Annotated in this window: 12 protein-coding genes; 5 read left to right on the forward strand and 7 right to left on the reverse strand. The window is 47.6% G+C overall.

Annotation, left to right across the window (positions count from 1 at the left end; all coding sequences use genetic code 11):
* Window positions 1–37 precede the first annotated feature (37 nt).
* Entirely contained in the window at window positions 38–1,231 is a 1,194-nt protein-coding gene (gene cruG / locus FEK30_RS14435; RefSeq protein ID WP_138073559.1) for a 2'-O-glycosyltransferase CruG, read from the reverse strand.
* A 78-nt stretch (window positions 1,232–1,309) separates the two neighbouring features.
* Window positions 1,310–2,218 (reverse strand): gamma-carotene 1'-hydroxylase CruF, encoded by a 909-nt coding sequence (gene cruF, locus FEK30_RS14440; protein ID WP_138073560.1) that lies wholly within the window; start codon window positions 2,216–2,218, stop codon window positions 1,310–1,312.
* 243 nt (window positions 2,219–2,461) lie between these two features.
* Here cruF and FEK30_RS14445 point away from each other — a divergent pair, with 243 nt between their 5' ends.
* From FEK30_RS14445 to FEK30_RS14455, 3 genes are all read left to right on the forward strand, one after another.
* Window positions 2,462–3,121 carry a response regulator transcription factor gene (locus FEK30_RS14445; protein WP_012307642.1) on the forward strand — a complete coding sequence of 220 codons (660 nt, stop codon included), beginning with the start codon at window positions 2,462–2,464 and terminating at the stop codon, window positions 3,119–3,121.
* Between the two features lie 12 nt (window positions 3,122–3,133).
* Window positions 3,134–3,646 (forward strand): adenylyltransferase/cytidyltransferase family protein, encoded by a 513-nt coding sequence (locus FEK30_RS14450; protein ID WP_255447899.1) that lies wholly within the window; start codon window positions 3,134–3,136, stop codon window positions 3,644–3,646.
* 131 nt (window positions 3,647–3,777) lie between these two features.
* Window positions 3,778–4,467: a GUN4 domain-containing protein gene (locus tag FEK30_RS14455; protein ID WP_012307644.1), complete on the forward strand. Its 690-nt coding sequence runs from the start codon at window positions 3,778–3,780 to the stop codon at window positions 4,465–4,467.
* On the opposite strand, the gene FEK30_RS14460 is transcribed toward FEK30_RS14455, so the two are convergent.
* The 5 genes from FEK30_RS14460 to FEK30_RS14480 all read right to left on the reverse strand — a co-directional run bounded on the left by FEK30_RS14460 (window position 4,464) and on the right by FEK30_RS14480 (window position 9,654).
* Complete coding sequence (locus FEK30_RS14460; RefSeq protein WP_012307645.1) at window positions 4,464–5,327, reverse strand: carbohydrate ABC transporter permease; 864 nt, start codon at window positions 5,325–5,327, stop codon at window positions 4,464–4,466. The genes FEK30_RS14455 and FEK30_RS14460 overlap by 4 nt on opposite strands.
* Window positions 5,327–6,307 (reverse strand): carbohydrate ABC transporter permease, encoded by a 981-nt coding sequence (locus tag FEK30_RS14465; RefSeq protein ID WP_232318803.1) that lies wholly within the window; start codon window positions 6,305–6,307, stop codon window positions 5,327–5,329. The genes FEK30_RS14460 and FEK30_RS14465 overlap by 1 nt, the downstream gene beginning before the upstream one ends.
* 85 nt (window positions 6,308–6,392) lie before the next feature.
* A complete protein-coding gene (locus FEK30_RS14470) occupies window positions 6,393–7,547 on the reverse strand; it encodes an ABC transporter substrate-binding protein (protein WP_255447900.1) in 1,155 nt (384 codons plus the stop codon).
* Between the two features lie 232 nt (window positions 7,548–7,779).
* Window positions 7,780–8,895, reverse strand: coding sequence for an ABC transporter ATP-binding protein (locus FEK30_RS14475; RefSeq protein WP_138073562.1), 1,116 nt, complete (start codon window positions 8,893–8,895; stop codon window positions 7,780–7,782).
* A gap of 75 nt (window positions 8,896–8,970) precedes the next feature.
* A complete protein-coding gene (locus tag FEK30_RS14480) occupies window positions 8,971–9,654 on the reverse strand; it encodes a Uma2 family endonuclease (protein WP_138073563.1) in 684 nt (227 codons plus the stop codon).
* A 99-nt stretch (window positions 9,655–9,753) separates the two neighbouring features.
* Between FEK30_RS14480 and FEK30_RS14485 the strand changes: the two genes are divergently transcribed.
* Window positions 9,754–11,157 (forward strand): aspartate ammonia-lyase, encoded by a 1,404-nt coding sequence (locus FEK30_RS14485; RefSeq protein ID WP_138073564.1) that lies wholly within the window; start codon window positions 9,754–9,756, stop codon window positions 11,155–11,157.
* Window positions 11,158–11,262: 105 nt separating this feature from the next.
* A complete protein-coding gene (locus tag FEK30_RS14490) occupies window positions 11,263–11,922 on the forward strand; it encodes a Uma2 family endonuclease (protein ID WP_138073565.1) in 660 nt (219 codons plus the stop codon).
* Window positions 11,923–11,991 lie beyond the last annotated feature (69 nt).

Consider the following 11,991-nt stretch of genomic DNA (forward strand, 5'->3'; position numbering starts at 1 on the left):
CTATTGCCAAGAACAAAACAGAGATATCATACCGTTTTTAGCTGTACACGCGCCCCCGCCAGGCCTTGGGTTTTTGTCGGGCTGAGAGAAAAATCCGTGCCACCGCAAAGGGATCGGCGAAGGGAGATAACCAAAATAGCCATGCACTTTTACCGATGCTAAATTGGCGATCGTAGGAGCCGGAAATGGCCAACAGCATCCCGAAGCGCACCAGGAGCAAAAAGACATTTAAGCCCAACCAACCAGACAAAAAGGGGTTGCTTAAACCTTCTTCGATGCCCCCAAACAAAAGCATCGTCAAGGGAATCGGTAGGCCTTGCACCATGGTCAGCAGCCACAGTTGTCCCCAGAGTTCTGTCCGGGAGGTGGCATCTTTTAAATCGAGCGATCGCCCCCACTCATCCCAGGTTTCTCGCATCCCTTCGTACATTCTGACTTTAATAATTTTCGCCCCATCCAAGAAGCCCACCTTATACCCAGCCTTGGCAATATTGCGCGCTAGGGTCACATCATCACAAAAAGATCCCGCCGCCGAGCGGTAGCCCCCTACTTTTTCTAAAACCTCGCGCCGACAGAGAAAACATTGCCCATTAGCCATCACACTGTCTTGATCTGGTTGGCGAATCCCCGCCACATCAAAGCGAAACAGCAAGGTCATCAACAGCGCTGGCTGTAACCACCACTCCCCAGGCGATCGCAAAATAAACTGGGGCGAGAGGGACACTAAATCAAACCCCTCCTCTTCAGCGGCCTGGAGAACACTGGCGATCATGCCTCGCTGCGGTTGGGTATCGGCATCGACTCCCAAAATCCACTCACTGTCTGGGGAACTGTGCTCAAAGCCCCAATTTAACGCCCAGGGACGGCCCACCCAACCTTGGGGTAGTGGATCATCCGTTAGTAAGCGAAACCGGGGGTCCGTTGCAGCTTTGGCTAAAACTTTTTCCCTGGTGCCATCGGTGGAATTACTATCAACGACGAGGATTTCTCGCACTTCATAGCTTTGCTGACTTAGCCCATCCAGGCAGGGTTGAATCCGTTCTACTTCGTTGAGGCTCGGCACCACCACTGTGACGGCGGCTAAATTATCAGAATTTGAAGCTTGGGGAGTCAAAGGCGATCGCCGCACGGCCCCCTTCATTAACCGCGCCAGGACAACTAAAGCTCCACTACCCTGAATGAGCAAGCCAAACAGACAAAGACCACCGATCCATACCGGGGAAAAATCCATAACTCAAGTAATTTCCAGCTAAAAATAAACACAAAAAACCCCCAATTTTAGAGGATGGGGGCAATACGAAAAAAATAGTTAACGACCGGCGCTCACGGGCATTTTCTCAGTCGTGGTATCCACCATCGGCAGCGTCGTCGTTGCTTGGCTTGCTTTAGGGATACTGAAGTACAGCACAGTAACCGGTGCCAAGCCCAGCAGGATTCCCAACAAAATCGGTGGATAAATGCCGCCACCAATGCTCATCATCGTCGCAAAGCCAAAATTCAAAAGATACATGGCGAAGGGCAACATCAACTGTTCCCGGGACAGCTCAAGGGGTTGTTTGCCCCAAAACAGGCTGGCAATGCCCATAAACACACAACCGGTACCAAACCAACCGGAGAAATTTTCGTAGGGCATCCCAAAAAATGGCCCGACCACTTCCCATTCCCAGAAAGGTACAGCAGTTTGGCTCATCCCCGGATCTAGGACAAAATCCCAAGAGGTGAGCAATAACGCTCCAAGGGCGATCGCCGCTAAAGAATAAATCCACCGGGGCAAATTATATTTCTGCAAACCCACCCGCGCGATCAGAAAACTACTAAAGCCCAGATAGAACCAAGACAGAGGAATGGTAAACGGGACTAACCCCGCAATCTTATAGCCCAAACCGCTGGTGTAGTGATAAGCCCCAAACGGAAACCCCGTACTGGTGCCCATTAGTTCCGCTGATACCGACACTGCTAGCGCTGGAATAAGAAAGGACAACAAATATTTTTTTCCCAATAGACGGTAGGCATAAACAGTGACCGCAGCCATCCCCAGGAGCATGTACATCACACCACCATTAGCCATCGAGAGACGAAAAGCAACCTGGCCAAAATCTGGCAAGCCGGCAATGAAATTGGCATTTGGTAAAACAAGCAGTAAGCCTGCTAAACCAAAGGCCATGGCCAACCCATGGCCCCACAATAAATATTCTTCTGGCTTGAGCCTAATTTTCATAACTGGCGTTGACCTCCTGGCGTCCCTGGGGCGCAAAATTGAACTGAGAAGCAATTGACACTCCCCATAGTTTACAAAAAATTGTAAATAAATCTGTAGATTGGTTACAAAATAACCACTCGTATCACTCTTATCTGTAATACCCTTGATCTAACCACGTTTTTTGGGTGGAGAAGAGCTTTCCGAAATGTCTGTAGTCTGTAGATTAACCCGTAAATCTTTATTTTCAGTTGGTGCAATGACATGAAACGAATTCTTGTGATCGATGATGATCCTATCTTGCAAAAGATCCTGGAAAATTTACTCACGCAAGCTGGATATCTCGTCGCGGTCGTTCTGTCTGGAAAGCAGGGACTCGATATTTGGCTGGAATTTCAACCGGATCTAATCGTTTCTGATGTGCGTATGCCAGAAATGGATGGTTTTGAATTCTGCCGGTATATTCGTTCTCAACCGACAGGACAGTTGATTCCTTTTCTATTTTTGTCGAGTCAGACTGATGTAGAAGCGCGCGTCGAGGGTCATTTTTCAGGGGCCGACGACTATATCGCCAAACCCTTTGAAATGAAGGAATTACTCGCAAAGATTGAGCGCCAGCTAGCCAGAATAGAGAATATTCGCGCAGAAATGCAACGGCTCGCTGCCCAGGCTAACGTTGAGCAGATGAAGCAAGCCCCAGAACCACTCCCGTTAACCCCCGCCGAGATGCGTGTTTTTTGGGAGGCGGTTCAAGGTTGGACTAATAAGCAAATCAGCGAGCATCTTTATGTCAGTCCGCGCACTGTCCAGACGCACCTTAGTAGTATTTTGAATAAATTAAACCTTGAAAATCGGTCTCAATTGGTGCGGTTTGCCTATGAAAATGGCTATGAAAAACCAGCAAATCATTCTGAGGACAACTAATGGGACAGGTTTATGAGTTGGCGGTGTTGCAGCGGGCGATCGCCACTGATCCAGACCGCTGGCGTCCCCTTGTGTTTACCAATGGCTGTTTTGTATCTGCTCCACGTGGGCCATGTCCGTTATCTAACCGCTGCGAAACAACTGGGCAAAACTTTGGTGATTGGCTTAAATGGCGATCGCTCCGTGGCAGACCTTAAACCCCAACCCGACCATTTACCCGATCGTCCCATCATCCCCGAAGCCCAACGCGCTGAACTTTTGACCGCTCTCGCTGTTGTGGATGCCGTCGTGTTATTTGATGAACCCACCGCCACCCAAACCATCGCTGCCCTACAACCGGATATTTATGTTAAGGGGGGTGATTACACGCCAGAAACACTCCCAGAAGCGCCTACCGTCAAGGCCTACGGCGGCAAAATTGAGCTGATCCAGATTGAAATTCCGACCTCTACCAGTGGCATTATCCAAAAGATTCTTCAACAAGAGTCAATATTTCCTACTGTGTCCTGTGATAGTCTGGTTTGATGGTGATTTCCGTCCCACTGGGTAAAGCTTTATCGCTCTGCTTGACTCAATAGTAGATTTTGACGGCGATCGCCCACGCACTACATCCATCACAATTTTTTGACGCAACACATTGGGGAGACACAGTTTACATGGAGGCAACCAGCGATTTACTGCAAGAATTTTCGGCATTATCGGCGAAAAAGCAGCTAGAACAAATCCCCCAACTGATTGACCAAGGGGATGCTGGTTTTGCTTGCTTGAGAGAATTTTTGATGGCGCAACAGGGCCAGGCGGCAACCCCTGTCATGGGAAAAATTTGCCAGGTGCTCACCCAGAATCAAACCGCCGAAAATTTATTGTTCATGCAGCAGGAATTTCCGGAGGGGGTCGTTGAACTTAAGTCAGCGCGAGAGATTGATTACCAGATTATTCAAGACAAATTGATCGAAGAGGAGTTTCTGGAAGCAGATATCTTAACCCTCCAGAAAATGTGTGAACTGGCAGGAGAATCTGCTATGAAACGAAAATGGCTCTACTTTACGGAGGTAGAGCGGTTTCCCGACGAGGATCTGCTCACCCTCGATCAGCTGTGGCAGGTTTATTCTGGCGGGAAATTTGGCTTTTCGGTGCAGCGTAAATTATGGAATTCCCTCGGTAAAGACTTCAATGCCCTCTGGGAAAAAATTGCCTGGCGAGATGGGAGAACCTGGGCGCGTTATCCCAAAGCATTTATTTGGAATCTGGATGCACCCAGGGGACATCTGCCCACCTCCAACCAGTTACGGGGCGCAAAAACGATCCTCGCGCTGTTCCAACATCCCGTGTGGACAAAGGACTAGGATTTCACTGAACCCGCTAAAATTCCCCGTACGAAATAGCGTTGTAGGCTGAAGAAAACGCCGAGAGGAACGATCATCGAGATAAAGGCGCCGGCAGTAAGCAGGTGCCAGTCTTGGCCCCGTGACCCGACTAAATTACTCAGTTGGATCGTGACGGGGGCAACGTCATTTGTGGTGCCCAAGTAAACTAGGGCGATGAGCAGATCATTCCACACCCACAAAAATTGGAAGACCGCAAAGGAGGCGATCGCCGGCATCGAGAGGGGGACGATTAATTTCGTAAAAATTTTCAGGTGGGACGCACCATCCACCGCCGCCGCTTCGATTAAATCCTTTGGTAGTTCGCCGATATAATTCCGCAGAAGATAAATCCCCAAGGGTAAGCCATAGCCCGCATGGGCGAGCCACACCCCCAGAAAACTGTTGGACAGACCAAAATCTCGATAGGCCCGCAGAATCGGAATCAGGGTCGTTTGTAGCGGGACAACCAGTAAACAAACCACCACGATAAATAAAAATTGTCGCCCCGGAAATTTCATCCAGGCAAAGGCATAGGCAGCAAAACAGGCGATCGCAATCGGGATCACCGTCGCGGGAATGGCGATCGTCAAGCTATTAAAAAAGGCCTGTCCCATCCCCTCCGCTTGGAGCACATCCACATAATTTCCAATGTGATATTGGGTTAGTTCAAAGGGATGTTGAAAAATTGTCCACCAGCCCGTTTCCAGCATTGCATCCCGTCGCCGAAAGGAGCTAATGAGTAACCCCACCGACGGCAATGTCCAGATAAAAGCGATCACCAATAACGAAATATGAATCGGTGTTTTTTGCCAAAATTGAGTTTGCTTTTGCTGTGCCATTAGCGTAATTTCTCCTGTGTCCTAAACCGTCGAATATTACTGATCATTACCGGAATAATTAAGATTAAAAGCACGATGGCGATCGCACTACCACGCCCAAAATTTCGATAATTAAACATCTCTTTAATCATGCGACTGGCAATCACTTCCGTGCCATAATTACCCCCCGTCATCACAAAAACAATATCAAATACTTTCAAGACCAAAATAATAATCGTGGTACTGACAACGAGAATCGTGGAACGGATCATTGGGATCGTAATTCGCCAAAAAATTTGCCAACTATTCGCCCCATCAATCCGCGCCGCTTCGATCACTTCTTCGGGAATACCTTTGACCGCCGAAGATAAAATCACCATCGCAAAGCCCGTATAGAGCCAGATCATAATTGCAATCAAAGCAAAATTATTTACCGATTGTTCGACAATCCAGCCCACGGGTTCAAAGCCAAAATTCACCAACAGCGCATTTAAAACACCAATTTGATCATCTCCAGCCGGTTTGTAGGCGTACATAAATTTCCAGATGACACTCGCCCCCACAAAGGAGATTGCCATCGGCAAGAAAATCAAGGATTTAATAATTGGTTCATAGCGCACTTTGTCAACCAGTACGGCAATAATTAACCCCAAACTGACGCTGACACCTGTAACCAAAACAAGCCAAAGCAAGTTGTTTTTAAAAGCAATTAACATTGCCCGATCAGTGAAGGCAAAAATATAGTTTTTGAGTCCGACAAAATTTTGCGATCGCCCATCTAGAAAACTCAAATAAAAAGTTTGCACCGTCGGCAAAATTAAATAGGCAGAAAGCAATAATAATGCCGGAGAAATATACACCCACGGCAACAGTCGCTGATTCCAGGGTTTCGGTAGGGCATTAATCGCAATATTCGCTAAATAAAACAGCCCAATCACACCGCCACAACCAATGGCGATCGCCAAGACCACGTTCAGTAGACGCGTCCAGAATTCCATCATGACCTCCATGAAATACTTACAGTCTCGGTTAAAGAAGGATTCAGGGGAATCGAAGTCCCCCTTTGAAGGGGGATTTAGAGGGATATTACTCAGGCCAACTGTTTTCAATATTGGTTAAAACCGTTTCGGCATCTGCGCCGCCGACATAGTCCACCATGCCCGACCAGAACGTGCCCGTGCCCACCGCACCCGGCATCATATCCGACGCATCAAAGCGGATCACTTCCGCATTCCCCAAAATCTCTGCTTGTTTGCGGCTTAAATCTGTGGGATATAGGGCCAAATCAATGCCCTGTCGGGGCGAAAGATAACCCCCCAGTCCTGCGGCAACTTCGTGGGGCGTTTTACTGGCGAGATATTCCATCAACTGGCGCGCTTCGGGGGTGTCATTAAACATTGCGAACACATCCCCCGCAACGAGGATCGGCAAACCTTGCTCCGGATTAATCTGCGGCAGCGGGAACACATCCACATCTTCATTGAGGTTAATGTCCGTTGGTAAAAATGCCTCAATAAAATTCCCTTGCTTGTGTAGATAGCAGTTGGGATCTTCGCCAAACAATCCTTGAATCGAATCTCCAAAAGGCGTACTCAGAGCACTTACCACGCCACCATAGACATAATCTTCGTTGCGAACAATGTCACCGAAAATATTGACCGCATTTTCCACCGCCGGATCGTTAAAGGGAATTTCGTGGTTGATCCATTGGTCATAGACATTGGGGCCTGCGGTGCGTAGCATAATTTCTTCGACCCAATCAGTACCAACCCAACCCGTCGAATCGCCACTTTCCATGCCAATACACCAGGGGGTTTTGCCTTCAGACACAAGGCGATCGCTCAGAGCTAGCATTTCATCCCAAGTGGTGGGAATCTCGTAACCATTCGCCGCAAACTGCTGCGGGTTGTACCAAACTAAACTTTTAACCGAAGCCCGATACCATACCCCATAGGGCACATTTTCCACACTACCGAGCTGAATCCAAGACTCATCATAGGCCGCCTGCAAATCCTCAAGGCTCATAAATTCTGTGAGGGGAACCAACCGACCTTCCCGCGCAAAATCCGCCATCAGCCCCGGTTGGGGAAACATCGCTAGATCTGGCGGATTGCCGGAATCAACCCGAATCGGCAAGGTCGTCGCAAAGGTATCTGTGCCTTCGTAAACCACTTCAATGCCTGTTTCTTCGGTAAAGGGAGCCAGTGCCGCCTCAATTTTTTCCTGTTGTTCCCCGATCATTACTCCGAAAACGGTGACTTGTTTGGTGTCGCTTGCTGTATCGTCTCCAGAGGTTGTTTGTTCGCCAACACAGCCCGTTAAAACCAGTGCGGAACTAAGTGCAAGGGAAGTAAGCTTAAGTGGAGATTTTTTTTGTACAAAAAACATTCATAAAAGTTGAATTCAGCAGATAAATTAAAAGAGAAGTTTTATTTTGAACGGGGTTTAAGCGCCCCAAAAATAGTAGATGATTTTATGCAATAACGGTTTCCATTTCGCGATCAAAAAGATACAAGCGTTGGACATTCCATAACACATCAAGGGTTTCTCCTTGTTTAACCGTAGCACGGGGATCAAAGCGCGCGACGAATTCCCCTTGTTCAGCCGTTGTGAGATAAACAATGAGTTCATTGCCCATCATTTCAATCATATTGATCGTCGCTTGCACAGCGACAGTGGGAATATCAGGGGGTAAATATTGGGGATGATAAATATCTTCAGGACGAATCCCTAGGGTAAGGGGCCGATCCTTGAAAGTCACGCCACCATCGATTATAAATTGCGGTAAATACTTTTGAATTGAAATTAAGTTTTCCCCCAGTTTGAGACAGGGTTCCCCTTCATTGGTGGTTTGTTCGACGTCAAAAAAGTTCATCGCGGGACTGCCAATAAATCCAGCGACAAACAAATTATTGGGATTGTTATAGAGATTGCCGGGACTATCGACCTGCTGCAAAATTCCATCCTTCATCACGGCAATGCGATCGCCCATGGTCATCGCTTCCACTTGGTCGTGGGTGACGTAGATAAAGGTGGTGTTGAGGTCTTGGTGGAGTTTACTAATTTCTTTACGGGCCTGGACACGCAATTTTGCATCAAGGTTAGAAAGGGGTTCATCCATCAGAAAGACGGCGGGTTTACGGACGATTGCCCGCCCCACGGCGACCCGTTGCCGCTGTCCCCCAGAAAGTTCTTTGGGTTTGCGTTGTAATAGTCTTTCGATGCCTAATTGGGCGGCGGCACTCTGGACACGCTTGTTAATTTCGGTTTGAGCAACTCCCTGCAATTGCAGACTGAACGCCATATTTTCATAGACACTCATGTGGGGATAGAGGGCGTAGGATTGGAACACCATCGCAATGTCGCGATCTTTAGGGGAGAGGTGATTGACCCGGCGATCGCCAATGCAAATTTGCCCATCGGTAATCGATTCCAGACCCGCCAGCAACCGGAGAGAAGTCGTTTTCCCACAGCCGGACGGCCCCACAAATACTAAGAATTCACCATCTTCGATGGCAAGGTTGAGGTTGTTGACGGCGACAAAATCATCAAATCGCTTCGTCACTTGCTCGAACGTTACGCTAGCCATAGAAAGTTTTGGATTGACAACAATTATTCCCCATTAAAGCGAATAATCCTTCAATTTCCCAAAACTAAAACCACATCATTGGGGCTGTTCGGCTTGCAATTGTCCCATAAACCACTGGGCCACCTGGGCATTGCCGTCTGAGGCAACACGTTCTAGGGCTTCTTCCAATAACGCTTTCGGTAAGTCCTTTAAAACCTGAGATGTTTCAACGGATTCATAGCGTCCAGCCCCATTTAAAACTAAGAGAAAAAAACGTTGGGCTTGGATATCAATCACCCAATATTCAGGGATACCTAACGCAGCGTAAATTTCTTTTTTACGGTCTAAATCATGGAAAATTGTCGTGTCAGAAATTTCACCCACTAAATCTGGCACGCGCCATTCATCTAAGTTTAAATAACGGCGATCGCCCTGTTTCCACACAGGATGATTTTTCCCAAGATACAAAACCAAGTCAGGCGCAGCGGCAATTTTTTTTGAGCTTTTTTCTAGTTGACAGCCGCCCATTAAATGTCCTGTATTTTCTGAATTGAACGCAAACCAAAAACCAATGAGTAAAGTAAATAGATTATTTACTGAAGCGTGATTAATTCCTTCTGCGCCCATTTCAATTAATAATGAATTTTGATAAAAATACAGCTTTTGTTTATTGAGATCATCGGTGGGCAAATCCCGCTGTTGTTGGTACGCTTCCCACTGGGACGGAACCCAAGGGGCGATCGCCTCTTTCTGGCGGGCATTCTTCATCGAAGCAACCATCGGTTATCCTCCAGAGCATTGGTTAGCTCCATTGTAAGATCTGAATTTCGTGCCATCCTTTTAAACTAGGGGGATACAAACTCGATTCAGTCAAAATATATGAGCGCAGATTTTCGCATTGAAAAAGATTCCATGGGCGATCGCCAAATCCCCCACGACGCCTACTATGGCATCCAAACCCTGAGGGCGACGGAAAATTTTCCGATCAGCGGCATTAAACCTCTCCCTACTTATATCGATGCTTGCGTTCTGATTAAAAAAGCGACGGCGATCGCCAATGCGGAACTCGGTTGTATTGAAGCCCAGATGTCCGAGGCAATTGTAAAAGCCTGTGATGAAGTGTTGCAGGGGGCATTACGAGACCAATTCGTCGTCGATGTGTACCAAGCGGGGGCTGGCACATCCCACCACATGAATGTCAACGAAGTCTTGGCGAACCGTGCCCTCGAACTTCTCGGTGGCGAAAAAGGCGATTACCAAACCGTTAGCCCCAACGATCATGTGAACTACGGGCAATCCACCAATGATGTGATTCCCACGGCGATCCGCATCGGTGGGTTATTAGCCCTCGAACATTGTTTATATCCAGCTCTCTCTGGGGCGATCGCCACTTTGGATAATAAAGCCGAAGAATTTGCCCACATCGTCAAATCTGGACGTACCCACATGCAGGATGCCGTTCCCGTCCGGCTTGGGGAAGGATTCCGCGCTTGGGCAGAAATTTTAACCGCCCACATGGGACGCATCGAAACCGCCGCCAAAGATTTAACGGTTTTAGGTTTAGGCGGTAGTGCTTCCGGAACAGGTTTAAACACCCATCCCCAATATCGTTTCCGCGTCGCCGAAATTTTAAGTGAACTGATCGGGCAACCTTTGACCTCCGCCCCCCACCTGATGGCTGCGATGCAAAGTATGTCGCCCTTCGTCAATGTGTCCGGTGCGTTGCGTAACCTTGCTCAGGATCTTGTGAAAATTTCCCACGATCTGCGTCTGATGGATTCTGGCCCTAACACTGGCTTTAAGGAAATCCAACTGCCCCCTGTGCAACCCGGTTCCTCGATTATGCCCGGTAAGTACAATCCCGTCATGGCGGAAATGACTTCTATGGTTTGCTTTCAGGTGATGGGCTACGATACGGCGATCGCCTTTGCCGCCCAAGCCGGACAATTGGAACTTAACGTGATGATGCCCCTGATTGCCTACGATTTAATCCACAGCATCGAAATTCTCGGCAACACCATCAAGGCCCTCAGCGACAAATGTATTGCAGGCATCACCGCCAACGAACAACGCTGTCACAATTATGCTGAAAGCAGTCTGTCCCTTGTGACAGCCCTCAATACCCATATCGGTTATCTCAACGCTGCCGATGTCGCCAAGGAATCCTTGCAAACGGGCAAAACCCTCCGGCAAATTGTCCTCGAACGGGGCTTAATGGATGAAGCGACCCTAGCCCAAGTTCTCGACCTCGAAAAAATGAGTCAATTACCCAGCAATTCATAGGATATAAAAAGGCGATCGCCTCAGGCAAAAGGGAAGGCGATCGCCACTCTAAACCAATGCACTTCAGTAAGATAGATTTAGGTTTTGTTGTGAAGAGGAAATACCATGGTCGCAACACCAATTAGAACAAATATTCCTAAACCAGTGGGAGAACAGCGGGTCGCATTTCATAACCTCAGTTGGGATGACTATCTCAAGATTTTTCAAGCATTACCCCAAGACCGCCATTCCCGCCTCTCATTTTGTAATGGAACGTTAGAAATCACCGCGCCTTTAGAAGATCACGAATTTGCCCTACGACTCATTGAACTCTTTATTCGACTCCTTGTCCTTGAAATGGGATTAAAAATGAAGACAATGGGTTCAACAACCATAAATCGTAAGGATGTAAAGAAAGGAGCAGAGCCCGACTGTGCCTATTACATTCAAAATCAGCCCCAGGTTGCAGGACGTAATGTTGATTTTGACAAAGATCCGCCGCCCGATCTCATCGTAGAAGTGGATATTACCAACACAGATATTAATAAAAATCAACTTTATGCAGCTATAGGCGTCCCTGAATTTTGGCGATATAATGGCGAAACTCTACGCATATTCACACTAAACAATGGCGAATATGAAGAACGTGAAACCAGTCCATTATTCTCGATTGTGCAGAAAGAAGATTTATATCGTTTTCTCGCTGAGGCAGTAGAGGATGAGATGGAGGCAATGCGTAATTTTCAAGCTTTCTTAAAACAGAAAATAACAGATGAAGACAATTAAAAAGGCGATTTAAAAATGAGTTTTTAGCCACATAAAAAAATGGGCCAGCCCGAAGACTAACCCACATTG

It is taken from the genome of Picosynechococcus sp. PCC 11901 (assembly GCF_005577135.1).
Taxonomy (GTDB): domain Bacteria; phylum Cyanobacteriota; class Cyanobacteriia; order Cyanobacteriales; family MRBY01; genus MRBY01.